At 66.5% G+C, this 25,559-nt stretch carries 15 protein-coding genes, 1 other RNA gene and 1 pseudogene; 9 read left to right on the top strand and 8 right to left on the bottom strand.

The window, feature by feature from the left end:
• Positions 1 to 226 precede the first annotated feature (226 nt).
• The 3 genes from HNP55_RS20570 to HNP55_RS20560 all read right to left on the bottom strand — a co-directional run bounded on the left by HNP55_RS20570 (position 227) and on the right by HNP55_RS20560 (position 6,377).
• Entirely contained in the window at positions 227 to 1,171 is a 945-nt protein-coding gene (locus HNP55_RS20570; protein ID WP_184303723.1) for a LysR family transcriptional regulator, read from the bottom strand.
• Positions 1,168 to 3,495 (bottom strand): GH92 family glycosyl hydrolase, encoded by a 2,328-nt coding sequence (locus HNP55_RS20565; RefSeq protein WP_184303721.1) that lies wholly within the window; start codon positions 3,493 to 3,495, stop codon positions 1,168 to 1,170. Before HNP55_RS20565 ends, HNP55_RS20570 begins: the two co-directional genes overlap by 4 nt.
• 122 nt (positions 3,496 to 3,617) lie before the next feature.
• A complete protein-coding gene (locus HNP55_RS20560; RefSeq protein WP_184303719.1) occupies positions 3,618 to 6,377 on the bottom strand; it encodes a TonB-dependent receptor in 2,760 nt (919 codons plus the stop codon).
• A gap of 336 nt (positions 6,378 to 6,713) precedes the next feature.
• On the opposite strand from HNP55_RS20560, the gene HNP55_RS20555 reads away from it, so the two are divergent.
• The 4 genes from HNP55_RS20555 to HNP55_RS20540 all read left to right on the top strand — a co-directional run bounded on the left by HNP55_RS20555 (position 6,714) and on the right by HNP55_RS20540 (position 13,713).
• Positions 6,714 to 9,467 carry a TonB-dependent receptor plug domain-containing protein gene (locus tag HNP55_RS20555; protein WP_184303718.1) on the top strand — a complete coding sequence of 918 codons (2,754 nt, stop codon included), beginning with the start codon at positions 6,714 to 6,716 and terminating at the stop codon, positions 9,465 to 9,467.
• Positions 9,468 to 9,479: 12 nt separating this feature from the next.
• Positions 9,480 to 10,295, top strand: a complete 816-nt coding sequence (locus HNP55_RS20550) for a basic secretory protein-like protein (RefSeq protein WP_184303716.1) — start codon at positions 9,480 to 9,482, stop codon at positions 10,293 to 10,295.
• A gap of 724 nt (positions 10,296 to 11,019) precedes the next feature.
• Positions 11,020 to 12,855 (top strand): ABC transporter substrate-binding protein, encoded by a 1,836-nt coding sequence (locus HNP55_RS20545; protein WP_184303714.1) that lies wholly within the window; start codon positions 11,020 to 11,022, stop codon positions 12,853 to 12,855.
• A 90-nt stretch (positions 12,856 to 12,945) separates the two neighbouring features.
• Entirely contained in the window at positions 12,946 to 13,713 is a 768-nt protein-coding gene (locus HNP55_RS20540) for a substrate-binding periplasmic protein (RefSeq protein WP_184303712.1), read from the top strand.
• Here the strand turns inward: HNP55_RS20540 and HNP55_RS20535 are convergent.
• From HNP55_RS20535 to HNP55_RS20520, 4 genes are all read right to left on the bottom strand, one after another.
• Entirely contained in the window at positions 13,708 to 14,634 is a 927-nt protein-coding gene (locus HNP55_RS20535) for a carbohydrate kinase (RefSeq protein ID WP_348648736.1), read from the bottom strand. The genes HNP55_RS20540 and HNP55_RS20535 overlap by 6 nt on opposite strands.
• Entirely contained in the window at positions 14,631 to 15,860 is a 1,230-nt protein-coding gene (locus tag HNP55_RS20530; RefSeq protein ID WP_184303711.1) for an AGE family epimerase/isomerase, read from the bottom strand. Before HNP55_RS20530 ends, HNP55_RS20535 begins: the two co-directional genes overlap by 4 nt.
• A 107-nt stretch (positions 15,861 to 15,967) precedes the next feature.
• Positions 15,968 to 16,044, bottom strand: a non-coding RNA gene (locus tag HNP55_RS20525) — sX9 sRNA.
• A gap of 61 nt (positions 16,045 to 16,105) precedes the next feature.
• On the bottom strand, positions 16,106 to 16,750 hold the full coding sequence (locus HNP55_RS20520; RefSeq protein ID WP_184303709.1) for a 5-formyltetrahydrofolate cyclo-ligase: 645 nt from the start codon (positions 16,748 to 16,750) through the stop codon (positions 16,106 to 16,108).
• Positions 16,751 to 16,831: 81 nt separating this feature from the next.
• Between HNP55_RS20520 and HNP55_RS20515 the strand changes: the two genes are divergently transcribed.
• Positions 16,832 to 18,820, top strand: coding sequence for a lytic transglycosylase domain-containing protein (locus HNP55_RS20515; RefSeq protein WP_184303890.1), 1,989 nt, complete (start codon positions 16,832 to 16,834; stop codon positions 18,818 to 18,820).
• 110 nt (positions 18,821 to 18,930) lie between these two features.
• Entirely contained in the window at positions 18,931 to 19,620 is a 690-nt protein-coding gene (locus tag HNP55_RS20510) for a glutathione S-transferase (protein ID WP_184303707.1), read from the top strand.
• A 72-nt stretch (positions 19,621 to 19,692) separates the two neighbouring features.
• On the opposite strand, the pseudogene HNP55_RS20505 reads toward HNP55_RS20510, so the two are convergent.
• Positions 19,693 to 20,154, bottom strand: a pseudogene (locus tag HNP55_RS20505) (FxDxF family PEP-CTERM protein); the annotation flags it as partial.
• Positions 20,155 to 20,370: 216 nt separating this feature from the next.
• Between HNP55_RS20505 and HNP55_RS20500 the strand changes: the two are divergent.
• The 3 genes from HNP55_RS20500 to HNP55_RS20490 all read left to right on the top strand — a co-directional run bounded on the left by HNP55_RS20500 (position 20,371) and on the right by HNP55_RS20490 (position 25,526).
• Entirely contained in the window at positions 20,371 to 21,585 is a 1,215-nt protein-coding gene (locus HNP55_RS20500; protein WP_184303703.1) for a multifunctional CCA addition/repair protein, read from the top strand.
• Between the two features lie 345 nt (positions 21,586 to 21,930).
• Positions 21,931 to 24,087, top strand: a complete 2,157-nt coding sequence (locus HNP55_RS20495) for a type I secretion system permease/ATPase (RefSeq protein ID WP_184303701.1) — start codon at positions 21,931 to 21,933, stop codon at positions 24,085 to 24,087.
• Positions 24,084 to 25,526 carry an HlyD family type I secretion periplasmic adaptor subunit gene (locus HNP55_RS20490; RefSeq protein WP_184303699.1) on the top strand — a complete coding sequence of 481 codons (1,443 nt, stop codon included), beginning with the start codon at positions 24,084 to 24,086 and terminating at the stop codon, positions 25,524 to 25,526. The genes HNP55_RS20495 and HNP55_RS20490 overlap by 4 nt, the downstream gene beginning before the upstream one ends.
• Positions 25,527 to 25,559 lie beyond the last annotated feature (33 nt).

Below are 25,559 nucleotides of genomic sequence, written 5' to 3'. Positions count from 1 at the left end.
GGGCCCAATATGACGTTTGAATATAAAGTTAGCCAATTGCAGTCTCCGATGATTTGGTATTGGTAAAAAGCTTTGCGAACAAGTCGCAAAGCGCCCAAATTCTGCGGAGACCGCCCGGTCTTGGCGATGAGCAATAGCTCGTCCTGGTCTAGAGAAATCCGCGGCTAGGACTATCCCTCAATGGGCTTGACTAGGGCCTGTTAGCCCCCTGCCGCGAGAGCCAAGCTCAGCCGGACTGAGGCAGCAGCTGCGCCAGCAGCTGGCGCACAAAAGGCTTTTCCAGCACCGGCTTGCGATAGCTGAGGTAGTAGATCTGCGGCGCCGGCAGGGCCGCCTCGGGCAGACTCAGGGGGGCGACGAGGTGGCCGGCCTGCAGGTCTTGCTCGACCAGCTCGCGCGGCGCCAGCGCCAGGCCCAGGCCCAGGCGGGCGGCCTCGATGCACATCAGGCTGTTGGCAAAACTGGCGCTGCCGGCCAGGACCTGCTCCTGCACGCCCAGGCCTTGCAGGCAGGCGGACCAGCCGGGGTAGTCGGCCATGCCTTGCAAGGGCCGGTCGTGCAGCAGGCGCAGGCGGCTCCAGTCGCTGTGCGCGCCCAGCTTCGTCACGCCCAAGGCCTTCAGATAGGCCGGGCTGCAGACGGGCAGGATCTCGCTGCGGAAGAGCTCATGGCTGCAGACCTCGGCGCCCACGCCGGGCTGGTAGTCCAGCAGCAGGTCCTGGCGCTCGGGGTCGCGGTCCAGCTCGGTCTCGATCTCCAGATGGCAGAAGGGCAAGGCGTCCATCAGGGCTGGCAGGCGCGCCAGCAGCCAGCGATGGCAGAGCATGGGCCGCACCGACAGGCGCACGCTCTCCAGCTGGCGCCCGCGCAGGCCCTGGGTGGCCTGGCGCAGGATGCTGAAGGCCTCGCTGACCAGGGGCAGATAGCGCTCGCCCTCGGCCGTCAGGCGCAGGCGCTTGACCTCGCGCACAAACAGCTGCACGTCCAGATAATCCTCCAGCTGTTTGACATGCAGGCTGACCGCCCCCGGCGTGACGAACAGCTCCTTGGCCGCCGCGGTAAAGCTGAGCTTGCGCGCCGCCACCTCGAAGGCGCGCAAGGCGTTCAGCGGCGGCAGGCGCTCTTTCAGCACCGGGCGCAGGGATTCGAGGCTGGCGCGCTGGCTGCTCATGCTGCGGGGTAAGGCGTCTGGCTATAGGGCCGGGCGGCGGGCGCGCTGGCCCAGGCCCGGTTCGGCTCGGCCTGCATGCTGAAGACCAGCTCGCCGCCGGCCATCAAGTCCGCGTGGCGCAGATAGCTCACATCATGAGCCTGGCCATTGAGATGGACGGCGCCGATGTAGTCATGGCCCGGGCCAAGGCCTTCGGCGCGCACCGTGAAGACGCGGCCATTGGGCAGGGTGAGGCTGGCGCGCTGCACAAAGGGCCGGCCGATCACATACTCGTTGCTGCCCGGCGCCACCGGGTACAGCCCCAAGGCGGTGAACAGCAGCCAGGCCGACATCTGACCCAGATCGTCATTGCCCGCCAGGCCGGCCGGGCCGCTGGCGTATTGCATGGGCAGGATCTGGCTGAGGCGCTGCTGCGTCTTCCAGGGCGCGCCGGCATAGGCGTAGAGGTAGGCGATGTGGTGGCTGGGCTCGTTGCCATGGGCGTAATGGCCGATCAGGCCGGAGATGTCCTCCATATGCGAGTACATCTTGGGATTGGTCTCGGCCTCGAAGATCTGGTCCAGGCGCTGCACCAGGCCGGCGTCACCGCCCAGATTGCCGACCAGGGCCGCGCAGTCATGCGGCATATACCAGCTGTACTGCCAGGCGCTGCCCTCGGTGTAGTCGCTGCCGTAGCCGGCGGCCGTGGGGTCGAAGGGCAGGCGGAACTGACCCTCGCTGCTCTTGCCCCGCACAAAGCCGGTGGCCGGGTCCAGCAACTGGCGGAAGCTCTGGGCGCGCAGGTAGTAGCGCGCCGCCAGCGAGTCCTCGCCCAGGGCCTCGGCCATGCGGGCCAGGGTCCAGTCGTCGAAAGAGTATTCCAGGGTCTTGGAGGCGCCCTCGCCCTCTTTGTCGAAGGGCACATAGCCGTATTGCAGATAGTCGCCAATGCCGCCGTAGGGCGCGTACTCGGCGCTGGCCTGCATGGCCGCGAGGGCGGCCTGGGCGTCAAAGCCGCGCAAGCCCTTGAGGTAGGCGTCGGCGATCACCGGCAGGGCGTGGTAGCCGATCATGCACCAGGTCTCCAGGCCATGGAATTGCCAGACCGGCAAGATGCCATGCGGGCTGTGCCGCTGCGAGGCCAGCAGGGAGTTGATGAAGTCGCTGTTGCGCTCGCCGCTTTGCGTCAGCAGCAGCCAGGGGTGCAGGGCGCGGTAGGTGTCCCACAAGGAGAAGGTCGAGTGGTAGCGGAAGCCGGGGCCAAAGTCCTGAGCCTGGTGGACGGCGTTGTCGGGGCCGCGGTAGCGGCCGTCCAGGTCCATGAACAGGCTGGGTGCCTGGCAGGCGTGGTAGTGGGCGGTGTAGAGGCTGCTGCGCAGGGCGGGATCGGCCGCGATGTCCAGCACGGCCAGGGTGTCGGCCCAGGCCTGGGCGGCGGCCTGGCGCTGGGCCTCGAAGTCCCAGCCCGGCAGCTCGGCCAGATTGGCGATGGCGCCCTCCTCGCTGACGGCCGAGATGCCGACCTTGAGCAGCAGTTGCTGGTCGGCCGGGATGTCGAACTCGAAGGCCGCCACCAGGGCGCGGCCCTCCAGCACGCGCTTCTGATGCGGCTCGCGGCCGGGGGTGCGGAAGCCGCGGTACTCCACATCGGTCTCGGTGTTATGGAATTCATGGCGCGCCAGCGGGCGGGCGAACTCGATGGCGAAGAAGAGCTGGCGGCCCGCCGCCCAGCCACGCGTCTCGCGCATGCCGGTGAGCAGCTGGGGCGTGCGCAGGCGCAGGCGCGACCAGAGGTTTTTGCCGGGGTGGTGGTAGACGCTGCTGCGCAGGTCCAGCAGCAGCTTTGGCTGGGCGCCGGGCTCGAAGTGGTAACGGTGCAGGCCGACGCGGTCCGAGCAGGTCAGCTCCACATCGACCTCATGGTCCAGCAGGCGCACGGCGTAATAGCCAGGTTGAGCGCGCTCCTGCTCGTGCGAGAAGCGCGAGCGATAGCCGCTCAGCGCGCGCTCGGGGTAGCCAGGCTCCAAGCGGGTGGGGCCGGTGAAGGGCATGAGCAGCACATCGCCCAGATCGCCATGGCCGGTGCCGGAGAAATGGGTGTGCGAGAAGCCGAGGATGGAATCGTCCTCGTAGCGGTAGCCGGCACACCAGGGATAGGCCTGACGATGGTGGCGGTGCTGGGTGTCCGGGCCCAGCTGCACCATGCCGAAGGGCCGGGTGGCGCCGGGGTGGCAGTGGCCGTCGCCGCCGGTGCCGATGAAGACATCAACCGCGGCATAGGCCGAATCAGCCGCGAACTGGCCAGCCAGGCCTTGGGGCTGGGAGGGCGTGTTGAAAATAGACATGGTCGGGAATGCAGGGCCGCGAGCGGCCCATGGGAATTTCAAGGTGCAGCCATGCTAGTGGCGACTGGGCCCCAGCGCACGGCTGCTTGCTGCGATTGTTTCTGGGGGCTGTGGCCAGTTTTTCAGAAACGGTAGCTGCCGCTCAGGTAAACCGTCCGCATCATCGGGCTGGCATAGCGCGAGTCATAGCCGACCTGGTGGCCCGAGCCCGAGCGCAGGCTCAGCGGCGGCGCCTGGTTGAGCAGGTTCTTCACACCCAGGCGCAGCTCCAGCTGCTTGTTGAAGCTGTACAGGCCTTGCCAGTCCACGGTGTAGTAGGCGGGCACGTCCAGCGTCAGCGTGGTGTTCTTGCCGGTCTGCAGATCGCGCACCGGCGCCTTGCGGTCCTGGTAGCCCGAACGCATATTCAGGGTCAGGGCATTGCTGAGCGCGCCCGAGTCCACCGTCAGCGTGGCGCGCGAGATATTGCGCGCCGTGACGGCACCGTTCTCGCCATAACGGCCCAGGCTGTCGGTGAAATCGTCGGTGGTGCCGGCGCGGGTGTAGGAGGATTCGATCATATAAGTGCCGCTGATCTCCCCCGTTACGCGGCCAAAATCCATATGGGCGCGGGCGATGAAGTTCCAGTCGATGCCGCGGTAGACGGCCTGGCCGATATTGGTGGCCACATTGCGGAAGGCGTAGTAGGCCTTTTTCTCCTTGGGCTGCTGATAGGTGGTGAACAGCTCTTTGTACTTGGCCGGGTCGGCGAAGGCCTGCTCCTCCGAGACGCCGGAGACGGCGTCCTTGAGCTTGACCTGCCAATAGTCCAGGCCCGCACCGAACTGGGCATTGGGCTCGAAGCGCAGGCCGAAGGCGGCCTGGGTCGAGGTCTCGGGGCGCAGATTGGCATTGCCGCCGCTCATCTGGGTGTATTGGTCCTGGCCGGCCTTGCAGGCCGGGGTGTCGGGGAAGGGGCAGGGCCAGCGGTTGCCGGTCACGCCAAACGGCACCTCAGGCTGGGCAATGGAGAGCATGGAGGGCGACTTGAAGCCGGTGCCATAGGAGCCGCGCAAGAGCAGCGTGGGCAGCACTTGGTAGCGACCCGCGACCTTGTAGGTGCTGGCGCCCCCGCTCTGGCCCACCGTGGTGTTGTTGAGCTTGTCCTTGACCGCGCTGTTCTTGTCATAGCGCCAGGCGGTGGTCAGCTCCAGGTTCTTGATGAGGGGGATCAAGGCCTCGACGAAGAGGCCGGCCGTCTTGCGCTCCAGGCTATAGGCCTTGGCCGGGTTGTAGTTGTAGATCTCGCCCTGCAAGGCCGCGGCCGAGGGGCTCTGCTCGTAGGCGTAGTTACGCAGATCGCCGCCCAGGCCCAGGCTGAGCGGGCCGGCCGGCAGCTTGTAGAGCTCGCCGGAGGCGCGCACATCCACGCCGGTCAGCGTGGTCTTGGCCGTCTGCGTGGCACCGTGGAAGATGGCGTCCTGCATCAGTTGCTGGACAGCGGGGGTCTGCTTGCCGGCCTCCACAAAGGGGTCGAAGCGCACATTCTTCAGCATGTCCTCGAACTTGTCGGTGCGGAAATAGCCGCCGTCGTAGACCTCGTCGCTGCGGCTGTCGGAATAGGTCAGGCCGCCGCCCAGGGTCCAGCTGCCCAGCTCCCACTCGGCGCCCAGCACGATGTGCTGGGTGTCGAAATGCTGGCGGGTGGTGCGCAGGCCGAAGTCCTGGCCGCGGTAGAAGGCCGTCACATCGGTGGCGGCGGCCAGTTGGGCGGGCGTCAGCCAGGGCTGGATGGATTGCTTGAAATAGGGCGAGTCCAGCGGGATGTCCACCGGCACCGGATTGGCCGCCACCCGCGAGGTGATCTGGAAGCGCGAGAGCGCGATGTCCGAGTACAGGCGCAGCGCCTCCGTGGCCTGCCACTGGCCCGAAACAAAGAGCGTGTCACGCTTGTTCTCGGGATAGATCTCGATGGTGCTGGCGAAGTCGTAGGCACAGCGCTCGGTCAAGGCGGTCTTGGTCTCGCCATTGCTGAGGCTGTAGAAATTGCCGGGCGCGCATTTGTCGCCATGGGCCTTGTAATAAGGGTTGAAGATCCAGCTCTTGAGATTGGCGGCGGGGTCGAAATCCACCTGGGCATTGGCCGGCACGGCATAGCCGCTGGTCTGGTCGTAGATGTAGTTCTTGCCGTCCTTGCTGACGGGCAGGTAGGAGGTGCTGCCGAATTTGCGCTCGGTGGCGGCCAGCTGGCGCTGCTCGTCGTGGCGGTAGGACAGCATCACATTGAAGCGGTCCTTGGCCAGGTCGCCAAAGCCGGCCGTGATGCTGGCATTGCCGCTGCGGCCGCCGCCCTCCAGCGGCAGGCCCAGGCCGGCCTCCAAGTGGACGCCGCGCGCATTCTTCTTCAGCACGAAGTTGATGACGCCGGCAATCGCGTCGGCACCGTAAAGGGCCGAGGCGCCATCGGTCAGCACCTCGACGCGCTCGATGGCGCTGAGCGGAATGGCGTTCAAGTCCACCGCATTGCCCGAGCCGGCCGGCGCCACCCGGCGGCCGTTCAAGAGCACCAGGGTGTAGGAGGCGCCGATGTCATGGATGCTGGCCTCGGCCCGGCCACCGCCGCCGCCGACCGCGCTGTCTATCACCGCAAAGCCCTGCATGGCCGGCAGGCGCTGGATCACCTCGGCCGCCGAGGCTGCACCGCTGCGGGCGATTTCCTTGGCCGTCAGCACCTGCACCGGCAGCGAACCCTCGGAGGCGATGCGCTTGATGGAGGAACCGGTGATTTCCACCCGCTCCAGCTGGGCGGCCTCGGTCTTGGTCTGCGCCTGGGCCGCGCTCAGTGAAGTGCAGGCCGTGGCCAGAAGGGCCAGCGCACGCGCGATATATGTGGGATGGAACATGTCTTGGGTCTCCTCTGGGGTCAAAAGATTCTTTGCACGCTGCGGCCCCGCAAGCAGCCAAGCTGCGCCGATCCAAAAGTCATATGCCGAGCCGAGCGGCGCAGTGTGGTGGGCGCCTTGCGCCCCCACAAGCGAGCAAAGCTGCGGCCAGCCGCCAAGAAAACTGGGGTCAGAACAAACCCCTAACGCAGAAAAGCTGTAGGCCTGGCTCAGTTCTCCTCCATCGCTTTCGCGGCCCGGCGCAAGAAAAATTCGCCTGCCCATCCTCGGCAAGCAGAGGCCCGACCAAGCCACAAGCTTGGCAGCGGCAATCAAAAAAACAGGAGACAAAAAACGATGAAGAAGACTCAGACGGCCGTGGCCGCCGCCTTGCTCGGCCTCATGATGGGCGGCGCCCCCCTCCCGGCCCTGGCGCAAGAGGCCAAGCCCCAAGGCCCCGACAAGGAAGACGCCAAACCCGACGCCGTGCTCAAACGGGTGGAGGTGAGCGGCAGCCGCATTCGCCGCCTGGACGCCGAGACCACCTCGCCCATCGAGGTGATGACGCGCAAGGACATCGAGGCCAGCGGCGCCACGTCCATCGGCGATCTGCTGCGCAACCTCACGTCCAATGGCGCCAGCAATATCAACGAGAACTCGCTGGGCACCTACACGCCCGGCGCGCAGGCCCTGAATATGCGCAATCTGGGCGAGCAGTCCACCTTGCTGCTGGTCAACGGGCGGCGCCTGGCCGCCTACCCGCGCGCCGCCGGTGCCGCCTTCTTCGGCGACCTCAACAGCATCCCGGTCAGCGTGATCGACCGGGTCGACATCATCAAGGACGGCGCCTCCGCCATCTACGGCTCGGACGCGATTGCCGGCGTCGTCAACATCATCCTGCGCAAGGAGTTCAGCGGCCTGGAGCTCAATGCCTCGGCCGGCCGCTCCAAATACGGCGACGCCGGTCGCCGCACGCTGGCCTTGACGGCCGGCATGGGCGATGTGGCGCGTGATCGCTACAACCTCTGGGGCAATCTGGAGCTGATCCAGCGCGACCCTTACTTCCAGGGCAAGCGCAGCGACAGCTATGTGGGCAATCGCGACACCCGGCCCTGGGGCTGGCAGGATGATCGCAGCCGCTACAGCCCGGCCGGCAATCTGCAGATCACCCTGGACAAGCCCTTTCTGGACCCCGCCACCGGCCGCACGGCCTCGCGCTTCATCGTGCCGCTGGACAAGGCCTGCGCCCCCGAGATGTTGGGCGCCCATCCCGCCGCCTCCTACGGTGGCCTGGTGTGCTGGCACGATGAATTCAAGACCACCCAGACGCAGGCCGGTGCCGACTCGCAACGCCTGGCCTTCAATAGCGGCGCGACCCTGGCCCTCAATGCCGAGACCGAGGCCTTTGCGCGCCTGAGCCTGCTGCGCAATACCACCAACTCCATCGGCATCGGCCAGCCCTTCGGCCCCTATCTGCACCCCGACCCCATCCTGCTGCCCAGCCACCCGCAGTACCCGACCCAGGCCATGCTGCCGCCCGGCGCCAGCCTCGCCAATATCGTGCGCGCCGACATCACCTATATGTTCCAGGACACCGGCGGCACCGGCTCGCACACCGTCAGCCAATCGGCCAATGCCATCGCCGGCCTGAAGGGCAGGTTCCAGGGCTGGGACTGGGAAGCCGCCCTCAACCACCAGGTGCAGACGGCCGACGCCACGCGTCGCGGCGAGCTGCTGAAGGCGCCGGTGTTCGAGGCCATCGCCACGGGCAAATACCGCTTCGGCGGCCCCAACTCGCCGGAGCTGCTCGCCTCCTTGCTGGCCGGCACGACGGACAAATTCAAGACCACGCTGACGGTGGCCGATTTCCGCGCCAGCAAGCCCGATCTGTTCCGCCTGCCCACGGGCGATGTGGGCCTGGCCGTGGGCGCCGAGACCCGCAATGAAAGTTATTTCTCCGCGCTCAGCCCGCTGGCCAGCAGCGGCGCCATCCTGGGCATCACCGGCCAGTCCGGCGGCTGGGATGTGGGCCGCCGCGTCAGCGCCGTCTACGGCGAACTGTCCGTCCCCCTGCACAAGACCCTGGAGGCACAAGTGGCCTTGCGGCACGACCACTACAGCGATGTCGGCGGCGTCAGCAAGCCCAAGCTGGCCCTGCTGTGGCGCCCCACCAAGGAGCTGCTGCTGCGCAGCTCCTATGCCGAAGGCTTCCGCGCCCCGAATGTGCTGGAGGTCGCGCCCATCACGAGCGGCGGCTACGTCAATGTGAACGATCCCAAGCGCTGCGATGGCAATGACTGCGGCACCGGCGTCGAGATCCGCACCGGCGGCAATCCGGCCCTCAAGCCCGAGCAGTCCAAGGGTTACTTCCTGGGCTTTATGGCCGAGCCCATCAAGGACCTGAGCTTCGGCCTGGACTACTGGCGCTTCCAACGTTTCAACGAAATCGGCGACCCCGATCCGCAAACCCTGGTGGACCACCCGGAGCGCTACCCCGACGCCGTGGTTCGCGGCCCCAGGCAGCCGGGCGATCCAGCCTCCTTCAGCGCCGGCCCCATCACCCTGATCCAGGCCATCAAGCGCAATGCCACCAGCACCATGACGGACGGCCTGGACTTCGAGATCCACAAGGTCTGGCGCACGGCCGAGTGGGGCCGCTTCTCGGCCGACTTCAGCGGCAGCTATCTCGCCCATATCGAGTTCCAGTACGACCCCGAGCAAGCGCCCTATAGCTATGCCGGCTTTGACGCCACGCCGCGCCTGCGCCACACCCTGGGCCTGCGCTGGGAACAGGGGCCGCTGAGCCTGGGCCTGAGCCGCAACACGGTGGGGGGCTTCTTCTCCACCAGCCGCGAGGACAACTGCAGCATCGCCACCAACAAGACGCCGCCCCGGCCCGCCAGCCTGTGCGAGATCCGGCCGCACTCGGTCATCAATCTGAACGCGGGCTACAAAGGCCTGCTCAAGGGCCTGGACCTGCAGCTCAATGTCGACAATCTGCTGAACGCCGTGCCGCCCTTCAATGTGGCGGACTCCGGCTCGCACATCTTTGGCGGCCTGCACAGCGCCATGGGCCGCTATCTGCAAGTCTCGGCCAAATACCGTTACTGAAAGCCCATAACGATGAAATCACACTGCCTTCTCACCCCCCTGCTGCTGGCCTGCGCCGCGGCATCTGCCGCCCCCAAGGCCAAGGCCTTGCCGGCCGCGCCCCAGCTCTCGGCCACGGTCGCGGCCGAGGACGCCGGCTGGGCCCGCGTCGCCTCGCCTGTGGTGGACTACAAGAACGATGGCTCCGCCGGCGCCCAGGCCTTTGCCGCCCTGGTGCCCGACATCAACAGCTATGTGCACGAGATCGCGCGCGGCGTGGTGCAGCGCCTCTACAAAAGCCCGGCCGATGTGCCCGCCTTCCAGACCCTGGAGCTGCGCATCCGCGAGTGGAATGGCGAGAAGGGCAGCGAGGAGGCCAGAGACGGCATTGCCTGGAAGGCCGGCGATCCGCCCGAGCGCATCATCGTCAACGTCAACACCCGTTGGTTGCAGCAGTACGCGGCCAAGGGCGGCAATATGGCCGATGAGGTCAAGGGCATCCTCTTCCACGAGATGGTGCATGCCTACCAGCACTACGAGGGCATGCACCCGGCGGCGCTGGAGAGCCTGGCCGATCTGGTGCGCTACCAGGCCGGCTTCGGCTATGCCAAGGACCGCAAAGTGGGCGGCAGCTATACCGCCCCCTACAAGACCGGCGCCTTCTTCTTTGCCTATCTGGTCGAGCAAAAAGGCTATCGGGACTTCGGCCCCTGTTTCAACGCCACGGCCAAGCCCGGCAGCAAATTCCCCTGGAGCTGGGAAAACGCCATCGGCGCCTGTGCCGGCGGCGGTGATGTGAAAAAGCTGTGGGGCGAGTACCAGGCGTGGATCCCGACGCAGAAAAAGTGACGGTCAGTGGAAGCTTTATTCTTGTCTGAACTGTTGTCGGAGCTTCTCCCTTTGCCAAGGCCCAGCCGGGAGTTCGCCCCGGCGGGCGACCTTCTTTCTTGGACGCCCAAGAAAGAAGGCAAAGAAACCGCCCCGAATGCCTGGCCCCTTCGGGGTCCGCTCTGTGCTCGAATTCGCCGGGCCGCGCCCAACTCACTGCGCTACGCTCCGTTCAAACAGGGGGCGCGAAGTCAGATCACGAAGTCGCTGCGCGACGCCCGCCGAATTCTGCGCGCCTCGCCCAGGCAAAACGGGGAATGCCAAAACCACTCGGCTCGCTGCGCGTCGCCTCGGTCAAATACCAACATCCGCTGCGCGCTTGCGCGCAGCCCTTCAAGCCGATGCGAAGCGAGGCGTGTCGGGGTTCAGTCCCGTCGAGCCTGGGTGAGGAGCGGAAGGTTTGCTGGGCGTCGCGAAGCGACTTCGTTGACTGACTCGCGCCCCCTGTCTGAACGGAGCGTAGCGCAGTGAGTTGGGCGCGGCCCGGTAAACCTGAGCACCGCAACGCACCCCGAAGGGGCCAGGCGTCGGGTCGCCTTCTTTTGCTTACTTTTCTTGGCGACGCAAGAAAAGTAAGTCGCCTGCGGGGGCGAAATCCCCGCTGGGCCGTCAAACAATACAAGAGGGACACGGCGCCATGCGCCGCCAGGCCAAACTCCGCAAAGTACTCGCACAGTCCTAAGGCATGAACAACGAAAAAAGCCCCTTGAACCGCCGCCAGTTGCTAGGCGCCGGCCTAGCCCTCCCCCTGCTGGCCAGACCCCAGCTCAGCCAGGCCCAGCAAGGCCCCAAAACCCTGCGCCTGGCCTTCAAGGCGGCCGAGACCGGCTTCGACCCGGCCCGCATCTCCGACGGCTATTCGCGCGCCGTCACCGGCCATATCTTCGAGGCCTTGTACTGCTACGACCACCTGGCCCGGCCGGTCTTGATCAAGCCGCTGACGGCCGCCGCCCTGCCCGAGACCAGCGCCGACTTCAAGACCTTCACCATCCGCCTGCGGCCCGGCATCTTGTTCGCGCCCGACCCGGCCTTCAAAGGCCAAGCCCGTGAGCTGGTGGCGGCCGACTATGTCTACAGCTTCAAGCGCATCGTCGACCCGGCGAATATGTCGCCCATGCTGCCCTTCTTGCTAACGGCAAATATGCTCGGCCTGAACGAGCTGCGCGAAGAAGCCCTGGCCAGCGGCCGCCCCTTCGACTACAACCGCGAGATCCCCGGCCTGCGCGCCCTGGACCGCCACACCTTGCAGATCCGCCTGGCCGAGCCCCGCCCGCGCCTGCTGGAGCGCCTGGCCAGCAGCGATATCTTCGGCGCCCTGGCGCGCGAGGTGGTGGAGGCCTATGGCCGGGATGTGGACGCCCACCCCGTGGGCACCGGTCCCTACCGCCTGGCCGAGTGGCGGCGCAGCTCGCGCATCGTGCTCGAGAAAAACCCGGTCTATCGAGAACGGCGTTACGAGGTCACGCCGGCCGCCGACGACGCCGAGGGCCAGGCCTTGCTCCAGCGCTTCCAGGGCCGTCTGCTGCCCATGGTGGAGCGGGTGGAGATCGCCATCATCGAGGAAGACCAGCCGCGCTGGCTGTCCTTTCTGAACGGCCAGCTGGACCTCCTCGCCGCGCCGGGCGACGGCGTGCCTCCGCCCTTCATCAGCCAGGCCGCGCCGCGTGGCCACCTGGCGCCCTTTCTGGCCAAGCGCGGCATGCGGCTGTTCCGCCAGCTCAATGCCGATTGCTCGCTGATCTACTTCGGCATGACCCACCCGGTGGTGGGCGGGCTGAGCCCGGAGCGCATCGCCCTGCGTCGCGCCATCTCGCTGGGCTACGACGTAGGCCGCAATATCGCCTTGCTGCGGCGCGGCCAGGGCATCCCCGCGCAAAGCCCCATCGTGCCTCACACCAGCGGCTATGAGCCGGCCTTCCGCAGCGAGATGGGCGAGTTCGACCCGCAGCGCGCCAACGCCTTGCTGGACGCCTACGGCTGGGGCGGGCGCGATGCCGAGGGCTACCGCCTGCAGCCCGACGGCGCCAGCCTGAGCATAGAAATCGCCACCACGCCGGACCAGGCAGCCCGCCAGAGTGATGAGTTATGGCGCATCAATCTGCAGCGCCTGGGCCTGCGGGTGAAGTTCATCACCGCCAAATTCCCCGAGCATCTGAAATCGGCCCGGGCCGGCAAGCTGATGGTCTGGGGTTTTGCCGTGCAGTCCGATGTGCCCGACGGCCTGGCCGCCCTGGCCCGCTACAACGGCCCGCAGGCCGGCTCGCAAAACGTCTCGCGCTTTGCCCTGCCCCAGCTGGACGCGCTCTACCAGCGCCTGGAGGCCTTGCCCGACGGGCCCGAGCGCGAGGCCCAATTCCGCGAGGCCAAGCGCCTGGCCGTGGCCTACGCGCCCTACAAAATCGTCGCCCATCTGTTCAGCAATGACATCGCCCAGCCCTGGGTGCAGGGCTATCGCCGGCCGCTGTTCTGGAGCGACTGGTGGCAGTTCGTGGATGTGGAGTCGCCGGGCCAAGCCGCGTGACTGGTGTTGAAAGAGCTTGCATATTGTCAGTGGACCTAGCGTCCAAGCCCAGTAGACTGGCCCGCATGCAACAAGAGTCCAAGGGTAGACATGCCGTGCCGCCGCGAGTTTCAACATCTGCTGCTGGGCCTGCTGGGCTCGCCCCTGCTGGCCGGGGCGGCCGAGTCCCAGCAGGGCCAGGGTGTCTTGCAGGGTTTCACCCATGAGCTGCCACCGCTGAGCCATCAGGACACGGGCGGCCTGAGCGGCCTGTTCATCGAGCTGCTGCGCGAAATGCTGCCGCGCCTGAATCTGCAGATCAACCTCGAGATGCAACCCCTGTTGCGGGCCCAGCAATCGCTCAGCGAAAACCCGCTGGGCCTGCTCTTCCCCTATGCCCGCATGGCCGAGCGCGAGTCGCTGTACCGCTGGGTCGGGCCGGTGCTGCCGCGGCGGGTGCTGATCTACCGCCTGGCCCAGCGCCGGGACATCCGCTTCCAGGACCTCCAGCACCTGAACGGGCTGCGCCTTGGCGCCAAAAAGGGCACGGCCACGCTGAGCCAGTTGCAGGCCCTGGGCCTGCGCGTGGGCAAGGAGCTGGAGCTGGGCTCGGACTACCTCGGCGTGCTGCGCATGCTGCTGGCCCAGCGCATGGAGCTGATGGTGATGAATGACACGGCCGCGCTCTGGAGCCTGCAGCAGCTGCAGCTGCCGCCCGACACCCTCAAGGTGGTGGGCGAGTTCGACCGGAGCACGAGCTATTGGTTTGCCCTGAATCCCAACGGCCCGCCCTGGCTGGCCCAAAGCCTGCAGCAAACCCTGGACGGCCTGCGCGCCCAGGGCCGGCTGGAGGCCTTGAGGACCAAATACGGGCTATGAGCCCGGCTCGGCCAGCGCCCGCAGCCGCGCTGACGAGAGCCTGGCGGCGCCGGCCACCTCGCAGGCCGCCGCCCCCGCCGCCACGGCCCAGCGCAGATGGGTTTGCGGCCCGGCCGCGGGCTGCGTCAACAGGCTGAACAAGAGGCCGGCCATGGCGGCGTCGCCCGCGCCCACGCTGTCCACCAGCTTGATCTGCGGCGGCCTGGCCGAGCAGTCGCCGCCCGGGTGATAGAGCCGGGCACCGGCGGCGCCCTGCGTTAGCAGGAGCAGGGCCTGGGGGTTCCATTCGCGCAGCTGGGCCAGACCTTGCTGCGGATCGCTGCAGCGGAACAGGCCTTGCAGGTCTTCGTCCGAGACCTTGATCACATCGGCCAGGCGGCTCATGCGCTCCAGCGTGGCGTCGTAGCGGCTGTCCATCAGCAGGCGGAAGTTGGGGTCGTAGCTGATGCGCACGCCCTGCGCCTTCAGCTCCGCCGCCAGCGCCAGCAAGCGCCCGGCCAGGGGCTCGCGCGCCAGGCTGATGCCGCCGAAATGCGCCCAGCGCAGCGCCTCGCGCCAGCCCTTGGGCAGGGCCGCGGGCTCGAAGAACAGATCGGCCGCGCCCTCGCCGATGAAGAAGTACTGCGGCGGGTCCAGCTCATGCACGATCGCCAGCAAGGGCGGGCGCGTGGCCGGCTGCTGCTGCAGAAAGCGCAGGTCCAGGCCCGCCGCCTCGCTGGCCTGCCACAGGGCCTGGCCGAACACGCAGGAGCTGATGGCGCCGCCGAAAGCGCTGGGCAGGCCCAGGGCCGCCAGGGCGGTCGCCACATTCCAGGGCGCGCCACCGCAGAGCGAGGTCCAGCTCTGCGGGCCGCTGCGGATCAGGTCGGTCAAGGCCTCGCCAAAAGACAGGACCTGGGGCAGGGGCCGGGCGGCGCTCACGTCCGCCGCTCCAGCGCCTGCATCAGCTCGTAGCAAGCACCCATGGTGTGATAGTCGGTCTTGCCCGCCGGGCTTTTCTCATCGCTGATCGGGCTGTTGTCGGCGCGCAAGATGCGGTACCAGGCGCCATGCTGGTGATCGACCAGATGGGTCCAGCTGTATTCCCACAGGCGCTGGTACCAGTCCCAGTACTGCGGCTCGCCGCTGCGCAGGGCCAGCAGGCCGGCCGTGGCCAGGCTCTCGGCCTGGACCCAGAAGTATTTATCGCCGTCGCAGATCGAACCATCGGGCGCAAAGCCATAGGCCAGGCCGCCATGCTCGGCATCCCAGGCGCGGGCCATGGCGGTGTCGAAGAGCTGGCGGGCGCGCGGCAGCAGCCAGTCGCTGCCCTCTTGCAGCTGCGCGCCATGCCGCTCCAGGATCAAGAGCAGCTTGGCCCATTCGGTCAGATGGCCGGGCTGGTAGCCCCAGGGGCGGAAGATATTGCTTTTGTCCTCGCGGTTGTAGTCCCAGTCCGGCTGCCAGTCGCTGCGGTAATGCTCCCAGACCAGGCCGCCGGCCAGGGCCGCCTGGCGCTGGGTGATATTGCGGGCCAGGGTCTCGGCGCGGTGCAGATAACGCGTTTCTCCAGTGGCATCAAAGGCGGCCAGCAAGGCCTCGCAGGCATGCATATTGGCGTTCTGGCCGCGGTAGGGGTCGAGCAGGGCCCAGTCGGCGCTGGCCACATCGGCGTAGAGGCCATGCTCGGGCTCCCAGAAGCGGGCCTCCATCAAATGCCAGGTCTCGGCCAGCCAGCTGCGCGCCTCCGCCTCGCCGGCCATCAGCGCATGGGCATAGGCCAGCATCACAAAGGCCAGGCCGTAGCAGTGGTTGTCGGCATCCACGGGGCGGGCCCGGCCGTCCCGCCAGTCCAGGCACCACCAGTAGCCGCCGGTGTCGGCCTGGCGGTGTTGCTCGCGCAAAAACCTCAGGCCGTGGCGCAGGGCGGCCTGGTGCTCAGGCTGGCCAAAGCGCCGCCAGGCCATGGCGTAATTGAAAACAAAGCGGGTGCTGCTGACCAGATGGCGGGTGTGGGCGTCGTAGACCGCGCCGTCATCGCGAAAGAAGTGGAAGAAGCCGCCGCTGGCATCGATGGCCCGCGGGTGATAGAAGCCCAGGGTGTGGCGCACATGGGCGTCCAGCACCTGGGGGTCGCGGAAATTGGGGTAGGGATGGGTGCGCTTCATGGCCTTGATTAGAAGCCAAGGCCCGCCGCCGTCACACCAGCGACCCGCAAGTTTTGCTGAGCCGCCGCCCCAGTTTTTCTGCCGGCCGCCCCTGCGCTGCGCTCAGAGGCTGAGAACTTTTGTAGCGAGCGGTCGTCAGGCTAGGCGGACGGAGCACAGGAACCGGAACGTACTCCCTGTACGTGAGGATTCCGAGCACCGCCCAACGACGCATGACGGCCGCGCAGTAAAAAGTTCTCAGCCTCTCAGGGCATGATCGCTTCCTTCTCGGTCAGGATCAGGGTCAGGGCCTGGTCATGCGCCTCGACGGGGAAGTGCACTTCGCCGATGGACCAGGCCAGGCCTATGCTGGTGACGCCGGGGTGCGCGGCCAGCCAGCGGTCGAAATAGCCGCCACCATAGCCCAGGCGATAGCCCTCGCGGGTGAAGCCCACGCAGGGCACCAGCACCACATCGGGCACGACCGGCCCACCGCTGCTGCTGGCGATGCCGCATTCGTCCTTCAAGCCGGGCGCTCCGCCGTCCCAGCGCCGGTAATCCATGCGGCGCGGCGATTTGAAGGCATAGGGCAAGGCCCAGATCGTGGGCGAGCGGGGCGCCTCCTCGTCCTCATCCAAACCCGCGTCTTCATCGGCATCCGGCATCGGCGGGGCGTTCAGCGCATGGTCTTGCGTCAAGGCCTTGCCCCGCAAGGCCTCGGCTGCGTTAAATTCCCCCTCAAGCGGCCAGTAAAGCCCCAGGCATTGCGGCTCCAGCTGGGCCAGCAATTGCTGCAGGCGTGCGCCCAGGCCGGCGGCGGCCGCATGCGCTGCGGGCGTGGCCAGCCAGGCGGCGCGCGCGGCCAACAAATGGGCGCGCAGTTCGGGGCGTGAAGTTGGCAGAGTTGGCACGGTTTGACCTTTGAGGAACGAGTTTTGGCAGTATATGAATCACGCCCCTGGCTGCGCAAAGCCCTGAAGCCCGCGGCCTTGATGCTGGCGCTTTCGTTGACGCTGGGCCTGGGCAGCCTGCCCCTCTGCCAGGCGCAGAACGCGGCCGGCAGCGGGCAGGCAAAACCTGACCCCCTGCTGGCCGAGGCCCAGGAGGCCCTGCGCCTCAAGGACAAAAAGCGCGCCGCCGCCGCGGCCAGCGCCGCCATCGAGCAAGCCCACCCGCTGGCGCCCTGGATGGACTATTGGCAGCTCGGCCTGCGCCTGAACGAAGCCACACAGCCCGAGCTGGAGGCCTTCTACGGCCGCTGGCCCGGCAGCTATGTGGAAGACCGCCTGCGCAATGACTGGCTGCTGGAGCTGGGCCGCCGGCGCGACTGGCCCAACTTTGCCGCCGACTACCCGCGTTTCCAGATGCGCGACGACCGCGAGGTCGCCTGCTACGGCCTGCTGACCGAGCATCTGGCCGGCCGCAAGGTGCTGGACGCCGCCCGCAGCGCCTGGCTGGCCCAGCGCGACGGCGACGACGGCTGCCATCTGCTCGCCACCACGCTGTACGAAGCCAAGCAGTTGAACAGCGCCGACGCCTGGCTCAAGCTGCGCCTGGCGGTGGAGGCCAACAAGTCGCGCGCGGCCAGGCAGGCCGCCGCCCTGCTGGGCAAGCCGGTGGAGCTGGCCCTGGCCGAGATCCAGGACAACCCGGCCCGCTACCTCGCCCGCAAGGCCAAGGGCGGCGCGCGCACACATACCGAGTTAGCCACGCTGGCCCTGATGCGTGTGGCCGCGGGCGACCCCGCCGTGGCCGCCGAGCTGATGAGCAGCCGCTGGCAACGCGAGCTGCCCGGCGAGCTGGACGCCTGGGCCTGGGCCCAGATCGGCCGTCAGGCCGCGCAAAAGCTCGGCCCCGAGGCGGCCGACTACTTCGAGCGCGCCCTCAAGCTGGCGGAGAAAAACAAGCAGTCCCTGAGTTGGAGCGACGACACCCTGGCCTGGTCCACCCGCGCGGCCCTGCGCAGCGGACGCTGGCCCCAGGCGCTCAAAAGCATGGAGCTGATGACGGCGGCCGAGCAGCGCGATCCCAGCTGGCAGTACTGGCGCGCCCGCGCCCTGCTGGCCACCGCGGCCGACGGTGCCAGCGGAGAGGCCCTGCGCGCGGAAGCCCGCGGCCTGCTGCAAGCCCTGGCCTCGCCCTGGACTTTTTACGGCCGCCTGGCCGCCGAAGATCTGGGCGAGAAGCCCGCCCTGCCCGCCGCACCCAGCCCGCTCAGCCCGGCCGAGCGCGGCCAGGCGCAAGGCCATGCCGGCCTCAAGCGCGCCCTGCTGCTGATAGACCGCGGCCTGCGCAACGAGGGCGTGCGCGAATGGAATTACAGCCTGCGCGGCCTGAACGACCGCAGCCTGCGCGCCGCCGCGCAAGAGGCTTGCGAGCGCGAGATCTGGGACCGCTGCATCAACACCAGCGAGCGCGCCCGCGGCGAGTTCGATCTGAGCCAGCGCTACCCCGCCCCGCATGCGCGCGAGCTGCTGGCCAAGTCGCGCGAGGCCGGCATCGACCCCGCCTACGTCTTCGGCCTGATCCGCCAGGAGTCGCGCTTTGTGATGGACGCCCGCTCCCATGTGGGCGCCTCGGGCCTGATGCAGGTGATGCCGGCCACGGCGCGCTGGACGGCCAAGAAGATAGGCCTGGACTTCCGCCCCGAGCTGATGACGGACCGCGACTTCAATATCAAGATCGGCACCCACTATCTGAAGCTGGTGCTGGACGATTTCGGCGGCTCCATGGCCATGGCGGCGGCGGCCTATAACGCCGGGCCTGGACGGCCACGGCGCTGGCGCGAGGGTGCCACGCTGGACGCCGCCATCTGGGTGGAGAACATCCCCTTCACCGAGACCCGCGACTACGTCAAAAAAGTGCTGACCAATGCCAGCATCTACGCCCCCCTGCTGGGCGATAGCAGCGCCCGCGGCGGCAGCTTGCGGGCCAGGCTGGGCGGACAGATCGGCCCCAAGGAGGACGATAAGCAGCCTTGAGAAGGCCGCGCTGATGCGCGCGCGGCAAGAATGCCTTGCGCATTGCTCATGCCGCAGAGCGGCCCCGGCGGCTATGCTGGACGCATCCCAACCCAAACCGCAGCCCAAGCATGAAGCTCTATATCGGCAACAAGAACTACTCCTCCTGGTCCATGCGCCCCTGGGTGCTGATGAAGGCCTTCGGCATCGCCTTCGAGGAGCTCAAGCTGCGTTTTGACTTCACGCCCGGCTCGGCCTTCTACCAGGCCTTGGCCCCCGTCAGCCCCACCCACAAGGTGCCGGTGCTGGTGGCGGACGACGGCTTCGTGGTCTGGGACACCCTGGCCATCGCCGAGTACCTGGCCGAGCAATACCCGGCGCTGAATTTATGGCCACGCGACGCGCGCCAGCGCGCCCGGGCCCGCAGCCTCTGCGCCGAGATGCACGCGGGCTTCGGCCAATTGCGCAATTTGTGCCCGATGAATATCGACGCCGATCTGGCGGCCGTGGGCCAGCGCCTGCTGAGCACCGAACCCAAGCTGCATGAAGACCTCGGGCGCCTGAACGCGCTGTGGGGCGAGGCCCTGGCGGCCAGCGGCGGGCCTTTTCTGTTCGGCGAGTTCAGCAATGTGGACGCTTATTTCGCCCCGATGGTGATGCGGGTTAGCCGCTACGGCCTGCCTCTCGATGCCGCCGCCAAAGCCTATGCGCAAGCGGTGCAGGCGCACCCGGCGGTGGCCGCCTGGGTGGCCGACGCGGTGGCGGAAAAAGACTTTCTGGACTTTGAAGAGCCCTATCGCCAAGCCGGTTCAGCCACCTGAGGACCAAGCCGGCAGGAAAAAAGAGCACCGTGGCGCTCTTTTTCTTGGCCGGAATGCTGATGACTCTTGCGGTCAGCCCTGCTTGCGGCGCAAAGCCACGAAACCCACCACGCCCAGGCCGGCCAGCAGCAGCGCATAGGTTTCGGGCTCAGGCACCGGCGCGGCCGCCAGCGTGGTGGTGTACTGGGTATTCCTGGCTGCCGACAGGCCGCTGATATTCACCGTGTAGCTGCCGGCCGCCAAGGTACCCGACCAGCTCAGATTGGCCTGGGTGGACGAGGTCGTCAGGCTCAGCGGGCCATAACCCAGCAACACGCCGGAGAAATTGCGGATGGCATTGCTCAGGGCGCTGAAGGACTGCTGGGCGCCGAAAGACACCTGGGAGGCGGTGTCCAGCGTGAAGGTCCAGGTGTCGGCGATGGAAGCATTCAGCGCAAACTTGGACGACACGCCGGAGCTGCTGTCGGGGCTGCTGCCATCCAGGGGGCCCAGGTCTATGGTCGCTGCTCTTGCGGCCAGCGAAGACACGGCCAGGACGGCTGCGGCGGTGATGATTTTCAATTTCATGGGTATCCTTGGTTAGGAAAAAGCAGCACCAACCCGGCCCTAACTCTTTCCGTACATGCCAGTCGCTGAGAATTTACCTGCCACTTGCCCACAATCATTCCCCTAGCTTTGGGGATTAGGCCGGCGCAATCGAATCTGAATGTAAGCGCGCTTTGTGACTCTTTCTTGATGGTTTTCTGACTCATGCAAACATTCCTCGTTGGCGGCGCGGTCCGCGACGCACTGCTGGGCCGCCCGGTCCAGGACCGTGACTGGGTGGTCATAGGCGCCGACCCGGCCTCCATGCTGGCCGCCGGCTTTCTCCCCGTGGGCCAGGACTTCCCGGTCTTTCTGCACCCGCAGACCCATGAGGAATACGCCCTGGCCCGCACCGAGCGCAAGACGGCGCCGGGCTATCACGGCTTTGCCTTCCACGCCGCGCCCGATGTGACGCTGGAGCAGGACCTGGCCCGCCGCGACCTGAGCATCAACGCGATGGCGCAGGACGCGCAGGGTCGGCTGATCGACCCCTACGGCGGCCAGCGCGATCTGGCCGCCAAGGTCTTGCGCCATGTCTCGCCCGCCTTTGCCGAAGACCCGGTGCGCATCCTGCGCCTGGCCCGTTTTGCCGCCCGCTTCACGGACTTCAGCGTCGCCCCCGAAACCCTGGCCCTGATGCAGGCCATGGTGGCCCAGGGCGAGGTGGACGCGCTGGTGGCCGAGCGGGTCTGGCAGGAAATCTCGCGCGGCCTGATGGAAGCAAAACCCTCGCGCATGTTCGAGGTCTTGCGCGACTGCGGCGCCCTGGCCCGGCTCTGCCCCGAGCTGGACCGCCTCTTCGGCGTGCCCCAGCCGGCCCAGCACCACCCCGAGATCGATAGCGGCGTCCATGCCTTGATGGTGATAGACCGGGCCGCCCAAGAGCAAAGCCCGCTGGAGCTGCGCTACGCCTGCCTCTGCCACGACTTCGGCAAGGGCTTGACGGCGCCCGAGCTGCTGCCCCGCCACATCGGCCACGAGGGCTTGAGCGCCAAACTGGCCAAGCAATTGAGCGAGCGCTGGCGGGTGCCGAACGAGTGCAAGGAACTGGCCGAGCTGGTGGCACGCGAGCACACTCATGTGCATCAAAGCACCGGCTTCGGCCCCGAGGCCCGCCTGCGCCTGATGGAACGCTGCGACGCCTGGCGCCGGCCCGAACGCTTTGCGCTGATGCTCTGGGCCTGCGAATGCGATGCGCGCGGGCGTTTAGGCCTGGAAGACCGTGACTACCCGCAGCGCCAGCAATTCTTGAACGATCTGGCCCGGCTGCAGGCCCTGGACCTGAGCGCCGTCAGCGCCCAGGCCCTGGCCGAAGGCAAGACCGGCCCGGCGATTGGGCGGGCGGTGCAGGCGGCAAGGTTGGCGGCGCTGATGGCTTGAACGCAATCAACCATCGAACCTGTCAACTCTGACAGATACCTGCCACGGCCCCAAAAAGCTACTCGCGCGCGTTCAATCTGGCGATCGCCCAAGGCTCGGATCACGCTCTAACCCCACCCCCATACGGGGGAATTGCCACCCCCCCACCCCGGCGGCTTGAAATAGTGCCAACCAACGGGCCATAGAGCCCTGCCAGCCGAGGGACTTTTTTTGAAAAACAATAACAACAAGCAGACTCTGTTGAGCGACCTGCCGGCCAACGCCCATGAGCGCGAGGTTGGACCGGGTGAAGACTCAAGTACCGCTGAGCTGCCGGATAGTCCCCGTCCGCAAGCCAACCCTTCTTTGTCTGCAGATTTAGGGCTGGCAGCCCTCGCTGTAATTGCCCGCCTCCACCACATCGCCAGCGAGCCTGCCGCCCTCAAGCACGAACTCGGTCTGGGCGACGCCGACATCGCCTCGCGCCAAGATTTGTTGCTGGCGGCCCGGCACCTGGGGCTCAAGGGCAAATCCACGCGCAGCAGCGCGGATCGCCTGAGCTTGCAACCCCTGCCCGCATTGGCCTTTTTTACTGACGGTCGGGTGGTCGTGCTGGCCCAATGCGACGGGCAACGCGTGCTTTTTTTGGATCCCGCTGGCCTTGCGAATGGGCAGGCAGGCCGGCCCACCATCGAACCCATCGAAATCTTTGCCTCCCAGTGGACCGGCGAGTTGATCTTGATTGCCAGTCGCGCCAGCCTCACCGGCGAGCTGGCCAAGTTCGATTTCAGCTGGTTCATCCCCAGCATCGTCAAGCACCGCAAGCTGCTGGGAGAGGTTTTAACGGTTTCCTTGTTCCTGCAGCTCTTTGCCCTGGTCTCGCCGCTGTTCTTCCAGGCGGTGATGGACAAGGTGCTGGTACACCGGGGCTTGAGCACCCTGGACGTGCTGGTCATCGGCCTGGTGGTGATCATGCTGTTCGAGAGCGTGCTCAATGTGCTGCGCAGCTATGTAATTAGCCATACCACCAGCCGCATCGATGTCGAGTTAGGCGCACGCCTGTTCCGCCACCTGCTGAACCTGCCGCTGGCCTACTTCCAGGCCCGCCGTGTGGGCGACTCAGTGGCGCGGGTGCGTGAGCTGGAGAACATCCGCCAGTTCCTCACCGGCAATGCTTTGACTCTGGTGTTGGATGTGCTGTTCTCGGTGATCTTCATCGCCGTGATGTTCGTCTACAGCGTGCCACTGACGCTGATTGTTTTATGTTCGCTCCCGCTGTACCTGGGCCTGAGCCTGGCAATAGTTCCGGTCTTGCGTGGCCGACTGAACGAGAAGCTTGCCCGGGGTGCCGAGAACCAAAGCCTGTTGGTGGAGACCATCACCGGCATCCAGACCGTCAAGGCCAGCGCGCTGGAGCCGCAGATGGCACGACGCTGGGACCAGCAGTTAGCGGCCTACGTTTCGGCCAGTTTCAAGACCCAAACCTTGGCGCAGTACGGCCACGAGGGCGTCAACCTGGTTGGCAAGCTGGTGAACGCTGCAACGCTTTGGTATGGCGCGCATTTGGTCATGGACGGGCAACTGACGGTCGGCATGTTTGTCGCCTTCAATATGTTTGCGGGCCGAGTGGCCCAGCCCATCATGCGCATCGCGCAGATGTGGACCGACTTCCAGCAAACCGGGCTTTCCATGGCGCGCCTGGGGGACATTCTCAACACCCGCACCGAGCTTGCGTCGCAAAGCGCCAGCCCGCTTCCCCGCATCCAAGGCCGGGTGACGCTCGACAAGCTGAGCTTTCGTTACCGCCCCGATGCTCAACCTGTGCTGAACGGCATCAGTCTCGATGTTCAACCCGGCGAGGTGATTGGCATCGTCGGCCGCAGCGGCTCCGGCAAGAGCACGCTAACCAAGCTGATTCAGCGCTTGTACGTGCCCGAAAGTGGGCGGGTGTTGGTCGATGGGCATGACGTGGCCATGGTCGACACGGCCCAACTGCGCCGCCAGGTGGGCGTGGTGCTGCAAGAGAACATGCTGTTCAACCGCAGCGTGCGAGAGAACATCGCCGTGGCCGACCCAGCAGCGCCGCTGGAGGCGGTGATCCATGCCGCCAAGCAAGCGGGTGCCCACGACTTCATCGCCGAGCTACCCGAGGGCTATGACACGGTAGTTGGCGAACAGGGCTCCAGCCTCTCGGGTGGGCAGCGCCAACGCATCGCCATCGCGCGAGCCTTGTTCAGCCAACCCCGCATCCTGATCTTCGACGAAGCCACCAGTGCCTTGGACTACGAAAGCGAGGCCATCATCCAACGCAATATGCGCGCCATCTGCCAAGGCCGCACCGTCTTCATCATCGCCCACCGCCTCAGCGCGGTGCGCCAAGCACATCGCATCGTCGCCATGGACAAAGGCCGCATTGTCGAGATAGGCAGCCACGAGCAACTGCTTGCAAAACCACAAGGCCTCTATGCTCATCTGTGGCGCATGCAGCAGAACGCGGGCCAATCTGAAGGCGCGCCAGCATGACGACCGCTGCTGAAACAAGCCCGTCCCGCCGTCACCCCGTCAGCGAGCTTTTGGCGCGCTATGGCGCGACCTTCAAGGCGGCCTGGGCGGTTCGCGATCAACTCGCTGGCCCCAAACGTTTGGCTGACGAGCGCGCTTTTTTGCCGGCGACCCTGGCCTTGCAGGAGACGCCACCGCATCCGGCTCCACGCCGGGCAGCAATCGCTATCTGCAGCCTGTTCGTCATCGCGCTGCTGTGGTCCATCTTCGGCCAGATCGACATCGTGGCCGTGTCCCAAGGCCGCATCATCATCAGCCAGCGCAGCAAGACCATCCAGCCGCTGGAAACCAGCGTGGTCAAAGCCATCCACGTGAAAGATGGTGACCGCGTCAAGGCCGGGCAGTTGTTGATCTCGCTGGACGCCACCGCCACCCAGGCCGACGCCAATCGGGTGATTGAGGAGCGCAGTGCCGCCTGGAGCGAGCTGCTGCGCTCGCAAAGCCTGCTCAAAAGCTTGGCCAGCGGCGTACCGCCGCTACTCACCGAGAACCGCGCGCTGAATCCAGCCGATCTCGCCACCAGCCGCATCCAGCTGCAAAGCGATTGGGCCGACATCAGCGCCAAGTTCGCCAAGTTTGACGCCGAGGCCGCCCGCCGCCGGGCCGAGATTGCGACCGCCGAGCAATTGGTGGGCAAGCTGCAAACCACCTTGCCCATGGCCCAGCAACGTGAAAGCGACTTCAAGTCGCTAACCGAGCAAGGCTTTATGGCCGGCCACGCCGAACAAGACCGCCGGCGTGAGCGCGTCGAGTTGGAGCGAGACCTGGCCACCGCCTTGGCCAGACGAAGTGAGGCGCAGGCTGCCTTGAAAGAAAGCGAGCAGTCGCGCCTCGCCTATCGCGCGGAAACCGAACGCCTTCTACGCGACCGCTCAGCGCAAGCCGAACTGAAGACGAGGCAACTGGGTGAAGAAGGCATCAAGGCCGACAAGCGTAACGCTTTGACCCAACTCACCGCGCCGGTTGCAGGGACTGTGCAGCAACTGGCCGTGCACACCTCCGGCGGCGTGGTCACCGAAGCGCAGGTGCTGCTGGTGCTGGTGCCTGACGACGCGGCAGTCACCGCCGAGGTCGTGCTGGAGAACAAAGACATGGGCTTCGTCCGAGAGGGCCAAGCGGTCACCGTCAAGCTGGAAACCTTCCCCTACACCCGCTACGGCACGGTCAGCGCCACGGTCAGCAGCATCAGTGCGGATGCGGTCAATGACGAGAAGCGCGGAGCGATATTCCCTGCCACTCTCGTGCTTGAGCAAACCAAGCTCAACGTGGACGGCAAGCGCATCAAGCTGGCGCCCGGCATGAATCTGACGGCTGAGATCAAGACAGGCAAGCGACGAGTGATCGACTTTTTGCTCAGTCCGGTGCAGAAACATGTGGATGAGAGTCTAAAAGAGCGTTGATCGTCTGCGCGATTGAATTCCGCCTACCGCCAA

Source organism: Roseateles oligotrophus (assembly GCF_014204525.1).
Taxonomy (GTDB): domain Bacteria; phylum Pseudomonadota; class Gammaproteobacteria; order Burkholderiales; family Burkholderiaceae_C; genus Paucibacter_A; species Paucibacter_A oligotrophus_A.
Note: the sequence above shows the minus strand (reverse complement) of the source record. Positions and strands in the feature narration are given on the sequence as shown.